The sequence below is a fragment of the Xanthomarina sp. genome, assembly GCF_035306705.1.
Classification (GTDB): Bacteria; Bacteroidota; Bacteroidia; order Flavobacteriales; family Flavobacteriaceae; genus Xanthomarina.
Window position 1 is genome coordinate 1 of sequence record NZ_DATGNO010000137.1, and the last position, 23,062, is coordinate 23,062.

The 23,062-nt window shown below is 32.7% G+C and carries 22 protein-coding genes; 16 read left to right on the plus strand and 6 right to left on the minus strand.

Translation table 11 applies throughout. From position 1 onward, the window contains the following. The 13 genes from VKY47_RS11040 to VKY47_RS11100 form a co-directional block, all read left to right on the plus strand. Positions 1–247: DUF3810 family protein (locus VKY47_RS11040; protein WP_324312805.1), on the plus strand; the 247-nt coding region annotated here is incomplete at its 5' end. Positions 248–292: 45 nt separating this feature from the next. Then, positions 293–1,090, plus strand: a complete 798-nt coding sequence (locus VKY47_RS11045) for a TrmH family RNA methyltransferase (RefSeq protein WP_324312806.1) — start codon at positions 293–295, stop codon at positions 1,088–1,090. A 76-nt stretch (positions 1,091–1,166) separates the two neighbouring features. Continuing rightward, on the plus strand, positions 1,167–2,399 hold the full coding sequence (locus VKY47_RS11050) for a M48 family metallopeptidase (RefSeq protein WP_324312808.1): 1,233 nt from the start codon (positions 1,167–1,169) through the stop codon (positions 2,397–2,399). 162 nt (positions 2,400–2,561) lie between these two features. After that, on the plus strand, positions 2,562–4,775 hold the full coding sequence (locus tag VKY47_RS11055) for a RelA/SpoT family protein (protein ID WP_324312810.1): 2,214 nt from the start codon (positions 2,562–2,564) through the stop codon (positions 4,773–4,775). A gap of 27 nt (positions 4,776–4,802) precedes the next feature. After that, the gene (locus VKY47_RS11060) at positions 4,803–5,255 is read left to right on the plus strand and encodes a Fur family transcriptional regulator (protein ID WP_324312811.1); all 453 of its coding nucleotides are present in this window, start codon (positions 4,803–4,805) and stop codon (positions 5,253–5,255) included. Positions 5,256–5,266: 11 nt separating this feature from the next. After that, the gene (locus tag VKY47_RS11065) at positions 5,267–6,538 is read left to right on the plus strand and encodes an adenylosuccinate synthase (protein ID WP_324312813.1); all 1,272 of its coding nucleotides are present in this window, start codon (positions 5,267–5,269) and stop codon (positions 6,536–6,538) included. A gap of 74 nt (positions 6,539–6,612) precedes the next feature. After that, positions 6,613–8,517 (plus strand): OstA-like protein, encoded by a 1,905-nt coding sequence (locus VKY47_RS11070; RefSeq protein ID WP_324312815.1) that lies wholly within the window; start codon positions 6,613–6,615, stop codon positions 8,515–8,517. A 2-nt stretch (positions 8,518–8,519) separates the two neighbouring features. Further along, complete coding sequence (locus VKY47_RS11075; RefSeq protein WP_324312817.1) at positions 8,520–9,710, plus strand: aspartate aminotransferase family protein; 1,191 nt, start codon at positions 8,520–8,522, stop codon at positions 9,708–9,710. Between the two features lie 137 nt (positions 9,711–9,847). Then, positions 9,848–11,233: a tetratricopeptide repeat protein gene (locus VKY47_RS11080; RefSeq protein ID WP_324312819.1), complete on the plus strand. Its 1,386-nt coding sequence runs from the start codon at positions 9,848–9,850 to the stop codon at positions 11,231–11,233. A gap of 57 nt (positions 11,234–11,290) precedes the next feature. Next, positions 11,291–12,301: a DUF368 domain-containing protein gene (locus tag VKY47_RS11085; protein WP_324312820.1), complete on the plus strand. Its 1,011-nt coding sequence runs from the start codon at positions 11,291–11,293 to the stop codon at positions 12,299–12,301. Beyond that, positions 12,301–13,320 (plus strand): DUF368 domain-containing protein, encoded by a 1,020-nt coding sequence (locus VKY47_RS11090; RefSeq protein WP_324312822.1) that lies wholly within the window; start codon positions 12,301–12,303, stop codon positions 13,318–13,320. Before VKY47_RS11085 ends, VKY47_RS11090 begins: the two co-directional genes overlap by 1 nt. Beyond that, complete coding sequence (locus tag VKY47_RS11095) at positions 13,313–14,050, plus strand: shikimate dehydrogenase family protein (protein ID WP_324312824.1); 738 nt, start codon at positions 13,313–13,315, stop codon at positions 14,048–14,050. Before VKY47_RS11090 ends, VKY47_RS11095 begins: the two co-directional genes overlap by 8 nt. A gap of 101 nt (positions 14,051–14,151) precedes the next feature. Then, positions 14,152–16,071: a DUF349 domain-containing protein gene (locus VKY47_RS11100; RefSeq protein ID WP_324312826.1), complete on the plus strand. Its 1,920-nt coding sequence runs from the start codon at positions 14,152–14,154 to the stop codon at positions 16,069–16,071. Between the two features lie 315 nt (positions 16,072–16,386). On the opposite strand, the gene mazG is transcribed toward VKY47_RS11100, so the two are convergent. From mazG to ruvX, 5 genes are all read right to left on the minus strand, one after another. Further along, complete coding sequence (mazG, locus tag VKY47_RS11105) at positions 16,387–17,172, minus strand: nucleoside triphosphate pyrophosphohydrolase (protein ID WP_324312828.1); 786 nt, start codon at positions 17,170–17,172, stop codon at positions 16,387–16,389. Between the two features lie 111 nt (positions 17,173–17,283). Continuing rightward, entirely contained in the window at positions 17,284–17,703 is a 420-nt protein-coding gene (locus tag VKY47_RS11110) for a DUF5606 family protein (RefSeq protein WP_324312830.1), read from the minus strand. Between the two features lie 53 nt (positions 17,704–17,756). Beyond that, complete coding sequence (def, locus tag VKY47_RS11115) at positions 17,757–18,347, minus strand: peptide deformylase (protein ID WP_324312831.1); 591 nt, start codon at positions 18,345–18,347, stop codon at positions 17,757–17,759. Positions 18,348–18,461: 114 nt separating this feature from the next. Continuing rightward, positions 18,462–18,695, minus strand: a complete 234-nt coding sequence (locus VKY47_RS11120) for a hypothetical protein (RefSeq protein ID WP_324312833.1) — start codon at positions 18,693–18,695, stop codon at positions 18,462–18,464. 298 nt (positions 18,696–18,993) lie between these two features. Beyond that, complete coding sequence (ruvX, locus tag VKY47_RS11125; protein WP_324312834.1) at positions 18,994–19,404, minus strand: Holliday junction resolvase RuvX; 411 nt, start codon at positions 19,402–19,404, stop codon at positions 18,994–18,996. A 222-nt stretch (positions 19,405–19,626) separates the two neighbouring features. Here ruvX and VKY47_RS11130 point away from each other — a divergent pair, with 222 nt between their 5' ends. Next, on the plus strand, positions 19,627–20,442 hold the full coding sequence (locus tag VKY47_RS11130; protein ID WP_324312836.1) for a 2,3,4,5-tetrahydropyridine-2,6-dicarboxylate N-succinyltransferase: 816 nt from the start codon (positions 19,627–19,629) through the stop codon (positions 20,440–20,442). 81 nt (positions 20,443–20,523) lie between these two features. Here VKY47_RS11130 and VKY47_RS11135 read toward each other — a convergent pair whose 3' ends face one another. After that, on the minus strand, positions 20,524–21,291 hold the full coding sequence (locus VKY47_RS11135; protein WP_414731226.1) for a lipopolysaccharide kinase InaA family protein: 768 nt from the start codon (positions 21,289–21,291) through the stop codon (positions 20,524–20,526). A 122-nt stretch (positions 21,292–21,413) separates the two neighbouring features. On the opposite strand from VKY47_RS11135, the gene VKY47_RS11140 reads away from it, so the two are divergent. Together VKY47_RS11140 and VKY47_RS11145 are read left to right on the plus strand one after the other, a co-directional pair. After that, on the plus strand, positions 21,414–22,484 hold the full coding sequence (locus tag VKY47_RS11140) for a glycosyltransferase family 9 protein (RefSeq protein WP_324312840.1): 1,071 nt from the start codon (positions 21,414–21,416) through the stop codon (positions 22,482–22,484). Between the two features lie 3 nt (positions 22,485–22,487). Further along, positions 22,488–23,057: a class I SAM-dependent methyltransferase gene (locus VKY47_RS11145; protein WP_324312841.1), complete on the plus strand. Its 570-nt coding sequence runs from the start codon at positions 22,488–22,490 to the stop codon at positions 23,055–23,057. Positions 23,058–23,062: the final 5 nt, after the last annotated feature.

Genomic DNA, 23,062 nt, shown 5'->3' on the forward strand with positions numbered 1-23,062 from the left:
TTTGATAGAAATTTACAAACGGGATAGCGAACTATATTTCGAAACTTTAAAAACCATAAATAAAGGGATTTTAAAAAACTATCAGGAAACCCAAGATTTCTGGGACAGTTATAAAAATCCGGCTGAACCTCTTTTTAAAAGCACTTATAACAGTTATTTAATTGCTAATAACCAAAAAGATGGCATGGAAAGTTATAGTTATGTTGTTGCTTTAATTGTGAATTATTTTGAAACAACAAGTCTATAAAACCATTCGTTTCAAATTCATTTGAAAAAGCTAATTTTACACATCATGACAAAACAAATAACAAGTAATCAAAACGCTTATATAAAAGAGCTCTTTCAACTTAAAGAAAAATCCAGAGAGCGCAAAAAAACTGGTTTATTTTTAATTGAAGGCGTCCGTGAAATTAGTTTAGCCATTAAAGGAGGCTATATAATTGATACCTTTTTATTCTATCCAGATTTATTTTCCGTAGAGCAGGTAAACAACTTAGGCACTACGCAGCACGGCTCTATAGAAATATCCAAAGAAGTATACCAAAAACTAGCATATAGAGAAACTACTGAAGGGATTATTGCCGTTGTAAAAGCTAAAGAATTTTCGCTTGAAAGCTTAAGTTTTAAAAACACAAATCCTTTAGTTTTGGTTGCCGAAGCTCCAGAAAAACCAGGAAATATTGGAGCGCTTTTACGTACTGCAGATGCTGCCAATATAGATGCTGTAATCATTGCCAATCCTAAAACAGATTTGTACAACCCGAATATCATTCGTTCTAGTGTAGGTTGTGTTTTTACAAACAAAATTGCAATAGGAACAACTTCAGAAATCATTCAGTTTTTGAAGCAAAACAACATTTCAATTTATTGCGCAGCTTTACAAGCAAGAGAAAATTATCATACACAAGATTATACCAAACCAACAGCTTTGGTTGTTGGTACGGAAGCCACCGGATTGAGTAAAGAATGGCTAGATAATGCTTTACAAAACATCATTATTCCTATGCAAGGAGAAATAGACTCTATGAATGTATCTGTTGCTGCTGGAATCCTTATTTTTGAAGCTAAAAGACAGCGAAATTTTCTATAAATATTTCGCAATAAACTAATAACAAAAACTTAAGATTTATGAATCTTGATTTTTAAACATTGAACCTAAAATATTCATGACAGCCACTACCCTATTCTACATCATTATTTCCATAATTATTATAAGCTTTATCATTGATAAAATTCTTGATGCTTTAAACGCAAAACATTTTAATGATGAAGTTCCACTAGAACTCCAAGATGTTTACGATGAAACGGAATACAAAAAATCGCAAGCCTACAAAAAGACCAATTATAAATTTGGATTACTTACTTCCACATTTTCAATTGTTTTAACGCTAGCTTTCTTAATTTTTGATGGTTTTGAATTAGTAGATAACTTAGCTAGAAATTTTTCTGAAAGTCCGATTTTAATCGCTCTTATTTTCTTTGGAATAATTATGATAGGAAGCGACATTCTTTCAACACCATTTTCATACTACAAAACCTTTGTAATTGAAGAGGATTTTGGTTTTAACAAAACCACGAAAAAGACTTTTATATTGGATAAAATAAAAGGCTGGCTCATGTTAGCCCTTGTAGGCGGAGGCATCTTGGCACTTATTATTTGGTTTTATCAATTTGCTGGCAACGATTTTTGGTTATATGCATGGGCTTTAATGACTGTTTTTACAGTGGTCATGAATATGTTTTATGCCAAGTTAATCGTTCCATTATTCAACAAACAAACCCCTTTAGAAGAGGGAGATTTACGCAACAAAATTTCTTCGTACGCAGAAACTGTAGGTTTTAAATTAGACAAGATTTTCGTGATCGACGGTTCCAAACGAAGTACCAAAGCCAATGCCTATTTTTCTGGATTTGGAAGTGAAAAACGGGTTACTCTTTACGATACCTTGATAAACGATTTAGACGATGAAGAAATTGTAGCTGTACTTGCTCATGAGGTGGGACACTATAAGAAAAAACACATCATTTTTAATTTAATTGCTTCTATATTATTAACGGGATTAACACTTTACATTTTATCTATTTTCATTTCAAACCCTTTGCTTTCAAATGCTTTGGGCGTTCAAATTCCAAGTTTTCATATTGGATTAATAGCTTTCGGATTGCTTTATGCACCCATTTCTGAAGTCACCAGTTTAATTATGAATTGTTTCTCGAGAACGTTCGAATATCAAGCAGATAATTACGCAAAAACTACTTACAAAGCTTTGCCATTAATAACATCTCTTAAAAAATTATCAAAAAATAGCTTAAGTAATTTAACCCCTCATAAAGCATATGTTTTTATGCATTATTCGCATCCAACCCTATTGGAAAGAATAAAAAATTTAAAATTATAAGGCGTCTTTCAGAATAAAAAAACTTTTTCTTGTTATTACGAACATAAAATGGGGAAACATCTTATATTTATATAAATATACACCCATTTTAAATCCTCATAACACCATCTATTTTAAGTAAAAGGGTTGTAAATTCATTTCGTTTATACTATTTTTAAATTTATGACAGAACTAGAGCTAGAAAAAGAAAATGTTGCAATTGCCAAAGCTTATAAAGAGTTACTTCGAGTAAGCTACAGAACACTTACGGACGATGATAAAAAGCTTATTCGAAAAGCTTTTGATGTGGCTGTGGATGCGCATAAAGACCAACGACGAAAATCTGGGGAAGCTTATATCTTCCATCCAATTGCTGTGGCTAAAATTGTTGCGCAAGGAATAGGAATGGACGCCACGTCTATTGCTGCTGCGCTGCTTCATGATGTAGTTGAAGACAACGAAAATTATTCCATCTCTGATATTGAACAGTTATTTGGCGAAACCGTTGCCAAAATTGTAGATGGTTTAACTAAGATTTCATCTATAGATACCGAAATGGACGTATCTCTTCAAGCTGAAAATTATCGGCGTATGCTTTTAACCCTGAATGATGATGTTAGGGTAATTATCATAAAAATTGCAGATAGACTTCATAACATGCAGACCATGGAATCCATGCGATCTGATAAACAGATTAAACTCGCTTCAGAAACCCTATATATTTATGCGCCTTTAGCACATAGAATTGGTCTTTATAATATAAAATCCGAGCTTGAAGATCTAGGTTTAAAATATACCGAACCGGAAGTTTACCACGATATCTTAACCAGTATAAAAGACAGTAAAGAAGAGCAAGATGCTTATATAAATGAATTTACAGGCGTAATAAAAACAACTTTAGACAAAGAGAGTTTAGATTATGAAATAAAGGGACGGCCAAAATCCATTTTTTCCATTCGTAAAAAAATGCAAACCCAAGGCGTTTCTTTCGATGAAGTTTACGATAAATTTGCAGTAAGAATTATCTACAAAAGCGAACCTGAAAATGAAAAATTTTTAGCTTGGAAAATTTATTCCATTGTAACCGATCATTTTAGACCCAATCCAACTAGGCTTCGCGATTGGATTTCTTCACCCAAATCCACTGGATATGAAGCTTTGCACATTACTGTTGTTGGTCCAAAAGGTCGATGGGTAGAAGTGCAAATTAGAAGTGAGCGCATGAACGAAGTGGCAGAAAAAGGATTTGCAGCACATTATAAATACAAAGAAGGAACTGAAAAAGATGACAATTTAGATGTCTGGATTTCACGACTTCAAGAAGCTCTAGAAAATCATGAAACCAACGCTGTAGACTTTGTAGAACAGTTTAAACTTAATTTATATTCCAAAGAAATATTTGTATTTACTCCAAAAGGCGAATTAAAATCTTTGCCTAAAGGTGCTACTCCCTTGGATTTTTCCTTTAGCATCCATACCGAAGTTGGAATGAAAACCCGTGGCGCAAAAGTAAACGGCAAATTAGTTCCTTTAAGTCATGTACTAAAAAGTGGAGATCGTGTGGATATTTTAACTTCAGATTCTGCAAAACCCAACTCCAACTGGTTAGATTATGCCACTACTGCCAAAGCTAGAAGCAAAATTAAATCTGCTCTCAAAGAAGACAAGAAAATAATTGCCGAAGATGGAAAAGAAATTCTTCGCAGAAAGCTAAAACAATTAAAAATTACCTTAAACGAAAAGTCAGTTAACGAATTGGTAAATCACTTTAAGTTAAAAACCAGTTTAGACTTATTTTATAGAGTGGGTATTGGAACCATTGATAATACCATGATCAAAGAGTTTGCCTCGTCCAGAAGCAATGCTTTTATGAGTTACATAAAAAATAAAATCTCTCGAAGACCTACACTTACCAAAGAAGATCTTGATAAAGATGAAATTACCTCCAAATACGATTTACTGGTTTTTGGAAAAGAAGGAGAAAAACTGGATTACAAATTTGCCAATTGCTGCAACCCAATTCCGGGCGATCCAGTATTTGGATTTTTAACAATAAATGATGGTTTAAAAGTACATAAACAAAACTGTCCAAACGCTGTAAGCCTACAATCAAATTATGCTTACAGAATTATGATAGCTAGGTGGATAGATTCCTCGCAACAAGAATTTGCAGCCCAAATCATTCTTTCTGGAATTGATAATTTAGGTTTGGTAAACGATATTACCAAGATTATTTCCTCCAACATGCATGTAAACATGAAAAGCTTGAGTTTTCAAAGCGACGACGGCATTTTTTCCGGCAAAATCAATGTAGTTGTGAAAAATAATACCTTACTTAAGAAACTCATGGATAACTTGAAAAAAATTAATGGTATCGATAAAGTATCTAGAGTTTAAAAATTAATGTAAATTTGCCACAGAATTATGAGTTTAAAAACAGATACAAAAAACCAAGAAATTGTAAAAAACGTGTTTACTGCTTTTTTAGAAGAAAACAAGCATCGTAAAACACCAGAGCGTTATGCCATTTTACAAGAGATTTATAATAGCGATGAACACTTCGATATCGAGTCTTTATATCTAAGTATGAAAAACAAAAAGTATCGTGTGTCTCGTGCTACGCTTTATAATACCATAGAAATATTATTGGATTGTGGTTTGGTTAGAAAACACCAATTTGGTCAAAATCAAGCGCATTACGAAAAATCTTATTTCGACAAACAACACGATCATGTTATTTTAACAGATACAGGAGAAGTTATCGAGTTTTGCGATCCACGAATTCAAAGTATCAAAAAAACAATTGAAGAAGTTTTTGACATCGAAATCAAAAACCATTCACTCTACTTTTACGGAAACAGAAAAACAACCAAATAATTTAATTTACAATGGCAGTAGATTTACTACTAGGACTACAATGGGGAGACGAAGGCAAAGGAAAAATTGTTGATGTTCTTACCTCCAAATACAATATTATTGCACGTTTTCAAGGAGGACCAAATGCTGGGCACACCCTTGAATTTGATGGCATAAAACATGTTTTAAGAACCATTCCATCTGGAATTTTTCATAAAGAATCCACCAACGTTATTGGTAATGGCGTTGTTATCGATCCTGTGGTTTTTGTTAAAGAATTAGAAGGTTTAGATCAATTTAAAATCGATTATAAAACCAACTTGATTATTTCCAGAAAAGCACACATCATTCTTCCAACACACAGGTTGTTGGATGCAGCAAGCGAAACTTCAAAAGGAAAAGCTAAAATTGGTTCCACCTTAAAAGGTATTGGTCCAACGTACATGGATAAAACTGGTAGAAATGGACTTCGTGTGGGCGATTTGGAACTATCCGATTGGAAAGAAAAATACCGCGCTTTAGCCAACAAGCATGAAGCCATGATTAACTTCTACAATGTAGACATTCAGTACAATTTAGAAGAAATGGAAGTGGAGTTTTTTGAAGCTGTTGAAGTTTTAAAATCTTTAAAATTCATTGATTCTGAAGAATATTTATACCAAGCACAAAAAGCTGGAAAAACCATTTTAGCTGAAGGTGCCCAAGGTTCTTTATTGGATATCGATTTTGGAACCTATCCGTTTGTTACTTCAAGTAATACAACTGCTGCCGGAGCCTGTACAGGTTTAGGTGTCGCTCCAAACCAAATTGGCGAAGTCTATGGTATTTTTAAAGCCTACACAACACGTGTTGGTTCTGGACCTTTTCCAACTGAGTTATTTGACGAAGTTGGCGCTAAAATGGCTAAAATAGGTAACGAATTTGGAGCAGTAACTGGTCGTGCTAGACGTTGTGGATGGTTAGATTTAATAGCTTTAAAATACGCCTGTCAAGTTAATGGCGTAACTAAATTAATGATGATGAAAGGCGATGTGCTTTCAGGATTTAAAGCCTTAAAAATATGTACCGCTTACAATTATAAAGGTGAAACCATTACGCATTTACCGTATAATATTGAACCAGAAAACCTAGAGCCTATTTACACAGATTTTAAAGGTTGGAAAGAAGATTTAACTAAAATGACAGAAGCGTCCCAATTCCCAAAAGAATTAAACGATTATATCGCTTTCTTAGAAAAAGAATTGGAAATTCCTATTCATTTGGTATCTGTTGGACCAGATAGAAAACAGACTATTTTTAGATAATTTTCTTATGAAATATAATATGAGACCTTTCAAGTTAAAAAACTCGAAAGGTCTTTTCTATTAAAAATATCTTAATGCCACTCAACACAAGATATTTATCATTATTTTTGCCAAAATTTAAGATGTTGCAACAACCAAGTCAGAACTTACTTAGCTTTTTCTTTTGTCTTTTATTCTTAGGCTTCTCTTTTGCCCAAGAACAAAAGCGCATAGAGATTAAATACTCCGGGTTTTTAGAATTTAAAGAAGAGGATGCTCCTGGCTTAAAAGTCATGACTCGGGACGATTCGCAACAAATCCATGTCGTACATGAAGGCGTAAACATGTATTGCGATCAAGCTTTACTTTATAGCAATGACGATTTTATAGAAGCTTACGGCAATGTAAAAATGATTCAGGGCGATACCATTAACATGACCGCCAAATATGTTGAATATAGTGGGAAAACAAAATTGGCTTTTGCCAGTGGCCATGTAGTTCTTACAGAGCCAAATTCCATCTTAACGACAGATACTTTGTATTTTGATCGTGTTAAACAACAATCCTTTTACAAAAGTGGCGGACAAGTTGTGCGCGATTCTTCAGGGACTATTACTAGTAAAATTGGACGCTATTACATGGACGCCAAAAAATACCAATTTGTAAACAATGTGGTTTTAACGCATCCCGATTATAAAATCAATACCAAACACCTGGATTTTTATTCAGAAAGTGGTTATGCTTATTTATACGGACCATCAACCATAGTAACGGACGAGAGTAAAACCTATTGTGAAAAAGGCTTTTACGATACCGAAAACAAAACAGGTTATGGTGTTAAAAAAACAAAGATTGAATACGACAATCGGGTCTTTGAAGGAGATAGTATGTATTTTGACAACAGCAGAAGTTTTGCCTCTGCAACCAACAATATAAAAGTTACAGATACTATAAATAAAAGTATTATTAAAGGGCATTATGCCGAAGTTTACAAAGCTAAAGATTCTGTTTTTATAACAAAAAGAGCCTTGGCCATATCTGTTCAGGAGAAAGATTCCATCTATATTCATGCGGACACCCTTATGATTACTGGAAAACCTGACAAGAGAATTACCAGAGCCTTTAGAAATACAAAGATGTACAAGTCGGACATGAGCGGAAAATCAGATTCTATCCATGTCGATCATTTCACGGGGTTAACGCAACTTATAAATATTTCTAAACTATCGTCCAAAGATGCCTTTGCAGTTAAGCGACGACCAGTTATTTGGAATTTAGAAAATCAAATTACTGGAGACACCATTCATATTAAATCGAATCCAGAAACCGAAAAACTGGATTCTTTAGTCGTTTTTTATGATGCATTTTTAATTAGCAAAGACACCATTAGTGAAGATGGTTATAATCAGATCTCGGGAAAAAGACTTATTGGCCTGTTTAATGAGGAAAACAAATTAAAGCAAGTAGATGTCATTAAAAATGCGGAATCTATTTTTTACGCCAGAAACGAAGAACAGGAACTTATTGGCATAGATAAAGCAAAGTCTGGAAGTATTACCATCTTTTTTACCGATGGAGAAATTGAGCAATACAACCGTTACAATCAAATTGATGCGAAGACTTATCCAGAATTGGAATTTCCAAAAAACGCCAGAAAATTAAGAGGTTTTGACTGGCGCGAAGAGGAACGCCCCAAAAGCGTAGAAGATCTATTTAGCGATGATCCGCCATTAAACCTACCAATTATAAAAGGCTTGGAAGATTATGTGCCACAAGAGGAGTTTTTCGACGAAAGCATGATTGGTCGTATTGAAAAAGCACAAAAAGCTGAAAGACCTTCAATCGAAGCCAATTCACAGGACGAAAAAGACAAAAACAAAAACTTTAAAGCTGGCAGACATGTTCCACAGAATATTATGGATAGTGTCAAGCTAAAAACAGAGAATAGAAAACCCATAAACAAAACTAAAAACGGCTTGATAAAGAAACCAAGCAAATAAAAATGGCCATAGATTTTTTAAAATACCAAGCGCAAACATCACCACATCCATTAGCTATGAAAGTTTCTCATGCTAAGGGTTCATACATTTATGATGTTAACAATAAAGCTTATCTAGATTTTGTAGCAGGGGTTTCCGCCTGTACTTTAGGTCATGGGCATCCAAAAGTAGTTTCGGCCATAAAAGAACAATTGGACAAGTATTTACATGTTATGGTTTATGGAGAATACATCCAAGAGCCTGCCGTAGAACTTGCCAAATTATTGGCTAAGCATTTACCAAACAGTCTAGAAAAAACCTATTTAACCAATTCTGGGACAGAGGCTATAGAAGGTGCTTTAAAATTGGCTAAACGCGCTACTGGCAGAAGTGGAATTGTTTCGGCAAAGTACGCTTATCATGGCAGCACCATGGGATCTATGAGTATTATGGGCTTTGAAGAACGTAAAAGAGCTTTCAGACCTTTATTGCCTGATGTATCTTTTATTGAATTTAATAACGAAGAAGATTTAACCAAAATAACAAAAAAAACAGCTTGTGTGGTTTTAGAAACCATCCAAGGTGGCGCTGGATTTATTGAGCCTAAAAATCAATATTTAGAAAAAGTAAGAGAACGCTGCAATAAAGCTGGAGCACTCTTAATTTTAGATGAAATTCAACCAGGAATCGGTAGAACCGGAAAACTATTTGGTTTTGAACATTATAATTGCGTACCAGATATTTTGGTAACTGGAAAAGGCTTAGGTGGTGGTATGCCAATTGGTGCCTTTACAGCCTCAACCGAGTTAATGGATCTATTACAGGACAATCCAAAATTAGGACATATAACAACCTTTGGTGGACATCCAGTAATTGCAGCGGCAGCTTTAGCCACTTTAAAAGAAGTAACAAAAAGTAATTTAATTGTACAAACCCTTGAAAAAGAGCAGCTGTTTAGAAAACATTTAGTACATCCATTAATTTTAAGTGTCCGTGGAAAAGGCCTCATGCTTGCTGCCATAACCCCTTCCGCAGATATAACAAACGAACTTATTTTGGCATGTCAAGACGAAGGGCTCATCCTGTTTTGGTTACTTTTCGAACCTAAAGCCATTAGAATAACACCTCCTTTAACCATTTCCAATGAAGAAATCGTGAAAGGATGTCAAATAATCCTGAAAGTTTTAGATAAAATACAGTTAAAACACAGCTAGCCAATCGACTGACAATCAGGCGATCAAGCGAATTAATTAAAAAGTGTTCATTACTTTGTTCAAAAGATTTGAACGATTTTATTATAAAAATCAAATAGTACGTTACATTTAGTACTATAAACCTTATAAATGTGCTTATGGAGTTTAGTCCCAATGACAATAATAATTTACCATTAACAAAATTTGAATCGATGTTAAAAACGAATCATATTTTGTTTTTCGACTCGGAAGAATTTGAGAATATCATTCATCATTATTTAACCTTGGGTAAAATTTCATTGGCAAAAAAGGCCATAAAATTAAGCTTGCAACAACATCCCGATTCGATCACGCTAAAACTCTTTAAAGTTGAAGTTTTAGTTTTTGAAGACAAACTAAATGAAGCAGATTTATTACTCAACGAGCTTTACGATTTAGAACCAAACAACGAAGAAATCTATATTCAAAAAGCAAATATCTTCTCAAAAAGAGACAATCATAAAAAAGCCATTCACGTTTTAAAACAAGCCTTAGAACTTACGGACGACGTTCAAGACATCTACTCGTTAATAGGTATGGAGTATTTATTCTTGGATCAATTTGAAGAAGCCAAGTACTATTTTATTAAATGTATGGAAGAAGATACTGAAGATTATTCTGCTTTATACAACTTAATTTATTGTTTTGAATTTCTAGACCAACAAGACGAGGCTATCGAATATTTAAATGAATTTTTAAATAGAAATCCTTACAGTGAAGTTGCTTGGCATCAATTAGGAAAACAATACTACGCCTTAAAGGCTTACGACAAGGCATTGACTGCATTTGATTTTGCTATTATTTCTGATGACACTTTTGTTGGCGCTTATTTAGAAAAAGGAAAGGTTTTGGAAAAACTAAAACGTTATGAAGATGCTTTAGAAGCTTATTCCTTTACATTAGAATTGGACGATGCTACCTCATTTGCTCTTTTACGAATTGGACATTGTTACGAAAAACTGGAGCAGGACAAATTGGCCATCCAGTATTATAAAAAAACAATAAAAGAAGATCCTTTACTAGACAAGGGTTGGATAGCCATTACAAAATATTATAATAAAAAAGGAAACTTTAAAAAATCACTTTATTACATCAATAAAGCCATAAATATCGATTCTGAAAATATGGCTTATTGGAAATTGTATGCCCAATTAAACTTTAGGCTCAATTTCTTGGAAGAAGCCGAACGAGGTTACAAAAAAGCTCTAGATCTAGGAAACTACGAATTAGAAACCTGGTTGGTAAGAGGCGACATTTTATTAAAGCTTGGCGAACCAGAAGCAGCCATCTTAAACTTTATACAAGCGTCTGAATTTTATCCTGAAAACGCCGAAATCGAATATCGTTTAGCTGGTTTATACTTTAGTCTAAACGAAATCGAAAAAGGAGAATATCACTTAAAAAACGGTTTGGATTTTAATATGGAATACGCCTTCATTATAGAAGAGCTTTTTCCGAAAGTTTATAAAAAACGACGAATTAAAAACTTGCTTAAATCCAAGTAATAGCAAAAACGTCTAACTTAAATTATATACCTTTGGTTTTCTATTTTCAAACTAAACATGCAAAGACGTTTTAAAGATTATTTTCTCATCACATTAAAAGGGGTCGCCATGGGTGCGGCCGATGCCGTTCCAGGAGTATCTGGAGGAACCATTGCACTTATTTCCGGCATTTATCAAGAGCTTATTTCCACAATAAGCAACATTAACATATCCTTGTTGAAAACGCTTCGTACTCATGGATTTAAAGCGTTTTGGAAAGAATTAAACGGCAATTTTATTCTGGCACTTTTAATAGGAATTTTAACAAGTTTCGTAACGTTTATGCGTTTGGCCAAGTATTTAATTGAAACACATCCTGTTTTAATTTGGTCTTTCTTTTTTGGATTAATCATAGCTAGTATTTTCTTTGTAGCCAAACAAATCGACAAATGGAATGTGGCAACATTTATTGCTTTAATTCTTGGTGCTTTTATAGCTTATTACATAACCACTTTGCCTTCTATGGCTAGCAATAGCAATCCTCTATTTTTATTTATAGCTGGAGCCATAGCCATTTGCGCCATGATTTTGCCTGGAATTTCAGGATCCTTCATTTTAGTTATTCTTGGCGCCTATAAAACTTTAAGCGATGCCATAAACGATTGGGATTTTAAGCGAATTGCTATTTTTGGAGCTGGAGCCGTCGTTGGTTTATTGAGTTTTAGTAGGGTTTTAAAATGGCTGTTTAAACATTATCAAAACACCACTTTGGCCTTGTTAACAGGTTTTATTTTTGGTTCATTAAATAAAATTTGGCCTTGGAAAAAATCGATTTCCGTTTTAAATGATATTACTGGTGAAGCTCAGTCCTTATCTAAGATAACCGATTTAGGAACTCTAGCCGTATACCAGCAACAAATCAATAATTTTGAATCGTATAAGGTTGTTACCGAAGAAAGTGTGTCGCCTTTTGTTTATACGTCTATAAATAATGGGGTAAGTTCTCAATTAATCCCAGCCTTAACTCTAATAATTGTCGGATTTTTAACTATTTTTATTCTAGAGAAGATAGGTAATAAAAAAGCATAATGCAGAGTACAAGGACATTTACTGATAAATTATTCCTGGTTTTAAAAGGGCTTGGAATGGGAGCTGCAAATAAAGTTCCTGGTGTATCTGGCGGTGTTGTGGCTTTTGTAGCTGGATTTTACGAAGAATTTATTTATTCCTTGCAAAAAGTAAATGGAAAAGCTTTTAAACTTCTAATTAATGGTCGTTTTAAAAGCTTTTATCAATATATAAATGGTCGTTTCTTAAGCTTGCTGTTCTTTGGAATGATAGTTAGCTATTTTAGTATTTCAAAATTATTGGATTATTTAATTAAACATTACGAACTCTACGTTTGGAGCGTTTTTTTTGGAATGATTATTGGCTCAATTTATTATATAAGTAAAGATTTTGAAGATTGGAATTATAAAACCTATACCTCATTAAGTATCGGAATTATTTTAGGTTTAAGCATTAGTTTTTTAGATCCAGCAACGGAAAACGACAATCTCTTCTTTGTTTTCTTTTGCGGGATTATTAGTGTTTCTGGAATGACACTTCCAGGCTTTTCAGGGTCTTTTATTCTCATAATTCTAGGAAATTATGTATTACTCTTAGTCGACTCGGTAAACGCCTTGTACGATACCTTTGCCGAAATGATAACTGGCGATTTTAGTTTTATCCACAATCAGGAACGATTAAGAATGATAAAGGTTCTGGCTGTATTTACAATTGGTTCTGTGGTTGGCTTAGTAACTTTTTCGCATATTTTAAACTATATTTTAAAACATTACAAAAGTATTACTATATCAGCAATAATAGGTTTTATTGTAGGATCGCTTGGTGTGGTTTGGCCTTGGAAAAAAACAATTTTTAAAATGAATACTGAGGGACAATATATATTAGACTCTTCAGGCCGTACCATTATTGAAAATTACACACGCTACATTCCTGAACTTCATACAGACACATATTTTGCGATAGCATATATTATTTTAGGTATTTTAATAGTTCTTGCGCTAGAAAGATATGGACGAAAAACCCGTCAAACCAATGGATAAATTTGGTCTTATAGGAAAAAATATTTCGTATTCCTTCTCAAAGGAGTTTTTTAGGAATAAATTTCAAGATGAAGGTATTTTAAATGCTTCTTATGAGAATTTCGATATTCAAAATATAGAGGAATTTTTAGAAATATTAAAAATCCATCCCAATTTAAAAGGTTTAAATGTAACCATTCCTTATAAAGAATCCATTATACCATTCTTAGATGAAATGGATGAAAAAGCTGCAAAAATTGGAGCAGTAAATACCATTAAGATACTTGAAGACGGAAAATTAAAAGGGTACAACACCGATTATTACGGGTTTTCAAAATCCTTGGAACCGCATTTAAAACCAATACATAAAAAAGCATTGATTTTAGGCACAGGTGGTGCCAGCAAAGCTATTAAATATGCTTTGGAAGAACTCCAAATAGAAAGTGCTTTTGTTTCTAGAAATCCTTCAAAAGAAACAGTTTTCACATACAATTCCTTAACCGAAAGCATTATAGAAAAACATCAAATAATCATCAATTGCACACCCTTAGGAACCTATCCAAATATAGATGAATGTCCTTATATTCCTTACCAAGCTATTTCCAATTCACACATACTATTCGACCTAATCTACAATCCAAAAGAAACAAAATTTTTACAGTTAGGGAAAACTGAAAATGCCATTTGCTTAAATGGTTTAAACATGCTTATCTATCAGGCAAATAAAGCTTGGGAAATTTGGAACGTATAAACCCTTCTGGGAAATAAATAAAATCGGTAAGCCTTTGTAAATATTACAGTTGTTAGTATCTTTAACGCTATAGTATTTTTACGAACCATAACATTTTAAAAATGTCAGAGCAAGATAACCTGCATGAAGCAGACGGAAAGAAAGAATTAGCAGTTTCAGTTGAAAACCAAGAAGATTCTACAACAAAACAAGAAGTTACACCAGAAATTGAAGAGACAGAAAACGACGATAAAGTAATTTCTGAAATTGAAGAATCAAATGCTGAAGACGCTGAAGATGAAGGCAGTATAGACAGACATAGCATAGACAAAAAAGACTATGAAAAAATGTCTCTTGAAGCTTTGGCAGACGAGTTGGAGCAGTTGGTGAAAAATCAAAAAGTTCAAGCTATAAAAACTCATGTTGAAGAGATAAGAAGCGAATTTAAATCGAAATTCAGCACACTTTTAGACGAAAAGAAAGAAGAGTTTTTAAACGAAGGCGGAAATGAAATTGATTTTTACTACTCCAACCCTACTCAAAATCGTTATAAAGATGCCATTAAAGAGTATCGTTCAAAACTAAATACACATTATAAGAGTTTGGAAAAAAGTTTAAAGGAAAACTTGACCGAACGTTTGGAAATAATTGAAGAAATTAAAGGTTTAATTAATGTTGAAGAAAACATAAATACCACCTACAAATACTTCAAAGACTTACAAGAAAGATGGCGTCATGCTGGACCAATTCCAAGAGACAAATACAATAATGCTTGGAACACGTACCACCATCATGTAGAGATTTTTTATGATTTCTTACATTTAAATCGCGATTTACGCGACTTGGATTTCAAGCATAATTTAGAACAAAAAACCAAAATAATTGAACGTGCTGAAGAATTAACACAGGAAGACGATTTAAACAGAGCCTTTAGAGAGTTACAAGTTTTACACAAAATGTGGAAAGAAGAACTTGGACCAGTTGACAAAGAATATAGAGAAGATATTTGGAAACGTTTTAAGGCAGCAACCAAAAAAATTCACGACAAACGCCAGGTATATTTTGATCAACTTGATCAGGAATACGAAAAAAATCTAGACACCAAAAAAGCCATTATAGAAAAAATAAAAGTGTTAGGGGAAAAAGGTGCTAAAACCCACAACGAATGGCAGAAGAAAATTAAAGAAATAGATGTTTTAAGAAACGAATTCTTCGAAGTAGGAAAAGTTCCAATTAAAGTAAATGAAGCTACTTGGGCATCCTTTAAAACGGCTGTTAGAAACTTTAATAAAAAGAAAAACTCCTTCTATAAGGATCTGAAAAAAGATCAATACGACAATCTTCAGAAAAAACTGGATTTAATAAAAATTGCTGAAGACAATAAAGACAGCGACGATTTCGAAGTAACTACCCCTTTGATGAAAATGATTCAAAGCGATTGGAAAAAAATTGGTCATGTACCAAGAAAAAACAGCGACAAAATCTGGAATCAGTTTAAAGCAGCTTGTAACCATTATTTTGATAAAATAAATGAAGCTAAAAACGAAGCCAATAAAGAAGAAATAGAAGCTTACGAAGCCAAAGTTAAGTTATTGGAGGAAATAAAGAATCTAGAACTCTCTGGCAATAAGGAAACCGATTTAGAAACTATAAAGAAACATATAGATCATTGGAAAACCATTGGAAATGTACCTTCCAACAAAAGGTATATTGAAGGGAAATTAAATAAAACACTTGACGCTTATTTTAAAAGTTTAAAATTAAACAAAACCGAAGCCGAACTTATCAAATTCGATAACAAATTGGAGGTTTTAAATAATTCTGAAGATTCCAGACATCTAGATAATGAACGCTCATTTATAAGTAAAAAAATTAATGAGGTTAAAGCTGAAATAAATCAGTTGGAAAATAATCTACAGTTCTTTACCAACGTAGACGAAAACAATCCTGTGGTTAAAGAAGTTCTAGACACTATTAAAAAACACAAGGACACGTTAGCACTTTGGAAAACAAAACTTAGAAAGATTAAGGAGTTGTATTAAAATATACAAATAGCTTTAAAATATTAAATCCTATTTATTGAATGAAGTATAAACTTCTTCGTAAATAGGATTTAATCTAACTAAACTAACTAAACAGTTACTTTTTTCCCAACTAAAAAATAACCTACTTATTTTATGAATGGCTCTTTAAAAGGTAAGAACTTAAGCTATTAATCTACTACTTATGAAAAGAAAATAGCCATTCAATTATTATATATACGCACAGAACATTCTTTTGGACTTCCAGATCTATAAAAAGCTTGAATTTTCTTTCATATTTTTAAAAAACAACAGTTTAAAATCTATGATTTTCAATTACTTTATGTTTTGAGACAACTTGGCTTCTTCCCAAAAAAAATCCATTTCACTCAAGGTCATGTCTTTTAAATCTTTGTTTAAAGATTTTGCCTTAGCTTCTAAATACTGAAAGCGTTTTGAGAATTTCTTATTGGTTCTTTCTAAAGCATTTTCAGGATTGATCTTTAAAAATCGGGCATAATTAACCAGAGAGAACAACACATCACCAAACTCATTTTCCATAGCATCCATATTGCCATTTTCAACTTCTTGTTTAAATTCGCTTAACTCCTCCTCTACTTTTTCCCAAACTTGATTTGGTTCTTCCCAATCAAAACCAACCCCAGCTACTTTATCTTGGATTCTACTAGCTTTCACCAATGCAGGCAAGCTTTTTGGGACGCCTTCCAACACACTGGACTTTCCTTCTTTTAGCTTTAATTTCTCCCAATTTCGTTTTACATCTTCTTCATTTTCAACAATTACATCGCTATAAATATGTGGATGCCTAGATATCAACTTATCGCAAATACTATTACACACATCCGCGATATCAAAATGTTTGGTTTCGCTTCCAATTTTAGAATAAAACACGATATGCAATAAAACATCGCCTAATTCTTTTTTCACTTCTTCCAAATCCTTATCCAAAATAGCATCGCCCAATTCGTAAGTTTCCTCAATGGTTAAATGTCTCAAACTTTCCATGGTTTGTTTTCTATCCCAAGGACATTGTTCGCGCAATTCGTCCATTATAGTTAATAAACGGTCAAAAGCTTTTAGTTGATTTTCTCTAGAGTTCATTTGTACTTTTTTTATAAAATTACACTTTTAATAGGATTGATTCCCGATATAAAACAAAAAAATCCAGCCATTTGAGCTAGATTTTTTGTGTTTTATTAAATGGAAAATATTTTATTCTTCTTCGTCAGAAACAGTTGCATCTACTTCAAAATCCAACATATCATGTTTTTGAAGTAAGTTATACCACTGAATTACCTTTTTTATATCGCTAGGATACACACGATCCTCATCATAATCTGGCAAAATTTCAAAGAAATATTCTTCTAAAACATCGTTATTGTCTTTATGACTAATAGGTGTTGCTTTTCCACTTTCTTTTTCTTTAATTTTACTAAGAACCTGGCGTAAAGGAACTTCTTCCGTTAAGGTATAAATTGCTATTTCGCTTAATACACTAACATTTTGATGAATGTTTACAGACAATCTTTTTTTATCTAATAGAGATTCTGCAATAAATCCACCACGAGTTTGTGTAATTAATTTATACAATCCCGGTTTTCCTGAAATGGCCAATACTTTTTCTAAACTCATAATTTCTTTTTAAGGAGCGCAAATATGCTACGTTTGTTATACTAAAACAAATATTATCGTTTCTTTTTTTGATTTGGAAAACGCATTCTATAATCGACGCTAATTTTTCCTTTGGAAATATTTATTAATTTACTTTTTATTAGGCGTTTTTTTAAGACAGAAAGTTTATCTGTAAATAAAACCCCTTCTATATGGTCGTATTCATGCTGAATAACACGAGCAATTAAACCGTCGAAATGCTCTGTGTGCTTTTCGAAATTTTCATCTTGATATTCTATGGTTATACTAGGTTTTCTAAACACATCTTCCCTAACGTCTGGAATGCTCAAACAACCCTCGTTAAAAGCCCATTCATCGCCCGCTTCATGAGTTACTTTCGCATTAATAAACGTACGCTTAAACCCTTTCAAGGCCGCTTGTTCTTCAGGAGTTAACTCTTCGTCTTCAGCAAATGGAGACGTATCCACGACAAATAATCTTATTGGCAAACCAATTTGAGGTGCTGCTAACCCAACACCAAAAGCGGCGTTCATGGTTTCGTACATGTTATCAATAAGTTCCGACAATTTCGGGTAGTCTTTGGTAATCTCCTCTCCAGATTTTTTTAAAACAGGATCGCCATAAGCTACAATAGGTAATATCATTTTGTTCTTTTTGAGAAATTCGTTGCAAAAATACAATCTTTAATTTAGATACATAAAAAAACTCCCCTTATATAAGGAGAGTTTTTATTAATATTTTTTTGAGACTTTAAACAGTTAACAGATTTTACTTTTATCTGCAACAAAAAACAAATCGACTTCGCCCTTTAGTTTAGCGTTGATTTTGGTGTTTAGAATATCTCTTTTCTTGGCAGCAAAATCTAAATTTGAACTTGGCATGCTTGTTATTAAAGTTTCTAAATGCGTATTGAAGTTAACTACTTCTGATTGCGCGTTCACTTGAAAACTCGACAAAAAAGCAATAAAGATTAAGGTTATAAATGATCTCATGTTAAATAGTATTAATTAATAGCAGGACAAATATAGCCGCACAAAACACTATAAAAAGAATAAACTTGTTGAAACCCAATGTAAAATCGTTAATATGACAAAGGCCTGTATTTCATCGATAAACGTACAGTCCTAAAACCTTTAAAAATGACTTTCTATCTAATAACAACGATCGCTACTCTCTGAAATAAAGTGTTTTAAGATGACATATTAATATTTAAAACTAAAAAGCATTAAGAAAGGAAGCTTTGAAATTCAGTTTTATAATCAAAAGCAAGAACCTCTAAACTTCATCCAGTTACTTGGAGAATAAGTAATTTTGAAGTATTAAGGTGGCACTAATCTGATCTACCAATGCCTTATTTTTACGTTTCTTTTTGGATAAACCACTATCTATCATGGTTTGAAACGCCATTTTTGAAGTAAACCTTTCGTCCACACGCTCGATGGGGATATTAGGAAAGGATATTTTTAATTTTTCTAAAAACGGAACAATAAGTGCTTCACTTTCCGAAGGCTCATTATTCATTTGTTTGGGTTCTCCAACAACAAATAGTTCTACATTTTCCAAAGCTATATATGCTTTTAAAAACGCTAATAAGTCAGATGTAGCAACCGTTTCAAGTCCTGATGCAATTATTTGCAACTCGTCTGTAACAGCAATTCCTGTTCTTATTTTTCCGAAATCTATAGCTAATATTCTTCCCATATTCATTTCCCGTACTAACGTGAATCTTATAATGCAAAGGTACTATATTTAAAAGAAAATACTTCCCAGCTAATTTCATTTTCAGAAACAAAAAACAACATGAATTTTGAATAATTAGCCCTGAAAGATTTCAATTATAGCTTTATCTTTGTGAATCGTATTATTAATTAACTTGAAATTACTCTTTCCTGTTTGACAACAGGCTAGCTTGAAAAAAATATTATGAAACAACTTCAACAAATTATAGAAAATGCTTGGGACGACCGAAGCCTTTTAACAGATAAAATTACCATAGACTGTATTAGAAATGTCATCGGCTTATTGGACGAAGGCACCTTACGAGTTGCAGAACCAACTCCTAAAGGCTGGCAAGTTAACGAATGGGTCAAGAAAGCTGTGGTTTTGTATTTTCCTATTCAAAAAATGGAAACTTTTGAAGTTGGTATTTTTGAATATCACGATAAGATTCCTTTAAAAACCGGATATGCAGATAAAGGCATTCGCGTGGTACCACATGCCGTAGCCAGATATGGTGCTTATATTTCTAAAGGTGTTATTTTAATGCCTAGTTATGTAAACATTGGTGCTTATGTAGATGAAGGAACTATGGTGGACACATGGGCAACCGTTGGTAGTTGTGCTCAAATTGGGAAAAACGTGCACTTATCTGGTGGAGTTGGAATTGGTGGTGTTTTAGAACCTTTACAGGCGGCCCCGGTTATTATTGAAGATGGTGCATTTATTGGTTCTAGATGTATTGTGGTAGAAGGTGTTCGTGTAGAAAAAGAAGCAGTTTTAGGGGCAAATGTTGTTTTAACCATGAGCACAAAAATTATAGATGTTACTGGAGATGAACCTGTAGAAATGAAAGGTGTTATCCCAGCGCGTTCTGTTGTAATTCCTGGCAGTTATACCAAAAAATTTCCTGCTGGAGAGTTTCAAGTGCCTTGTGCTTTAATTATTGGAAAACGTAAAGAAAGTACCAATAAAAAAACATCGCTTAACGATGCTTTACGTGAATATGATGTGGCAGTATAAGTTTAATACACTGACAAGTAATATCATTTAAAAAACTAAATTCCAGAATTCATTTAACTTAAAATGGATTTTGGAATTTTTTTATTCAGATTTGAATTTCATCTTTCTACCTGAACGTCTTAATTTCTTGCTATTTATTTTCTTTCGAAACCCTCGACTGTGTTTCAACATCAAACTATAAGTTTCTTCGTAAGATGTATTATATAACTTTGAATAGGTTTCGGACATAACCTTCACCATGGTTTTAGACAACCATAAACGTCTAAAATTATGCATGCGCTTATTAAAATCCATGGTTTCAAAACGCATCCGGTTTAAATCTATTAAGTAGAAATCGTATTTGTTTTCAGATTTTTTAACAATTAACGTGTTTCCTGGAGAATGATCTAAAAAGTTAATGTTGTTTTCATGTAACTTAAACGTGAAAGCTGTGAACTGTTGCAGAATCTCTTTTCTGTTAGGAAATTGAGGTTGGTGGATTAAATCCCGAAAGTCGAAATCGTAAGTAACATGTTTACTAATATAATAACTCGTTGTAAGTCCAAAAATATTCGTGTTTTCAATATATGCTATAGGAAAAGGGGTTAAAATATTGCAAGCAATTAGTTTATTAGCATACTCAAAAGACCGTTTAGCCTTTGATTTTCGGATATACTTATACACAAAACTATTAAAGACATTAGGCTTTTTAAACGATTTAACGTTGATGGCTTCGCCTTTTACTTCAAATTGCTTGATAACATTTCGTTGTCCAATAGTTACAGCTTCACCAGAAGTTTCAAAATCTTCGATAATAGATTGTAACTCTTTGTTTAATTGCTGATATTGAAAATGTAAATGTATGATTATATTTGCGTTTTGAGATTTCTCAAAGATATGTTAATTGATATTTTAATAAAAGTAGAAAATACAATACTTTGCAGTTAATATATTTTAAATAAAAAGAGATTCCTAGTTTTCTAGGAACTGCTATGGAAAAAATACTTGTTATACAAAATAAGCGAATTGGAGATGTTTTAATAGCTTCAGTTATTGCCCAAAATATGAAAAAAATCTTTCCAGAAAGTCAAATTGATTTTTTGGTCTACGATTATACCATTGGGGTTATTGAAAATCATCCAGATATTGATAATATTATTGAAATTAACGATAAGGAACTAAAAAAACTAGGCAATTTAAAACAGCTTATTCAAACCATAAGAAAGAGAGAATATGACATTATTTTCGACCCATATTCGAAACTTCAAAGCCGACTTGTTTGTTATTTTTCCAAAGCTCCAATTAGAATTGGTTTTCAAAAAAGAGGCAAAAACCCACCTCTAAAATTTTACACGCATAACATCCCGTTTTTAAAAGAAAAAACAAAAATTTGTGGAAAGGCTATTGAGGATCGTGTAAATATGGTGACATCGGTGTTTACCTTACCAGAAAAACAAATTGATTATGAGCCGAAAATTATTTTAACCGAGGCAGAACAGCAATACAATAAACTGGAAAAATACGATAAGCCCTTTATCATGCTCGGCATTTTGGGTAGTACACCTCAAAAATCTATGCCTTACGAATATATAGTTGATTTGATAGATTTTATTACCGATAATTATCAAGTAAATGTGCTTTTCAATTATGCGCCACATCAAAAAGATGATGCCTTAAGTATTTACAAGGATTGCAAAAACAAAGACAACATTATTATAGATATTTATGAAGATAGTATTCGCGGTTTTATCACACTAATGAATAAATGTGAACTTTTAATTGGAAATGAAGGTGGTATTGTACACATTTCAAAAGCTTTAAACAAACCTACTTTTACAATATTTTCACCCTATGTTATGAAAGATCATTGGGCTAGTTTTGAGGATGGCAAAAAACATGCTTCTATTCATTTATTAGAAGAAAAACCAGAACTATATAATGAAAACAGCGTGGAAAACAGACGTAAAATTGAAGCAGACCCAAGCTTTATGTACAAGCAATTAACACCAGAATTAATATTACCTAAACTAAAACAGTTTTTATTAATTAATCTAAAAAAATAAGGCATGAATATTTTAGATAAGTTTCATAATTGGAGAAGAAAACAACGTTGGGATAGGCAATATAAAAATGGCCGTTGGAATAGCTTGAAAAATCCAATTGAAGCATCTCGATATCATACTATTAAAGATTTTATAATTACTTATGGTAAAGACCAACCAAGCATTTTAGACTTAGGTTCTGGCGAAGGCGTTTTAAACGAATATTTAGAGTTAAATTCTTACGATTATTTTTTAGGAATGGATTTTTCTAAAGTTTCTATTGAAAAAGCCAAAACGAAAAAATTTCCAAATTCCGATTTTATAACAGCAGATATTCATAGTTATACTCCTAAAAGAAAATATGATGTTATAATATTTAATGAAGCCTTTTATTATGTTCAAGAATCTGAAAAAGAAAACGTTCTAAACCGCTTCCTTAGTTATTTAGAAGACAATGGCATTCTAATTGTTTCAATATATCGAGAAGGATCGACTTGCTGGGAATATTTTAATAATCTGCTACAACTAAATCATAAAGTTGTAACTACAAATCAAGAAAAAACCTATTGGAAAATAGGTGTATATAAAAAATAAGTTCT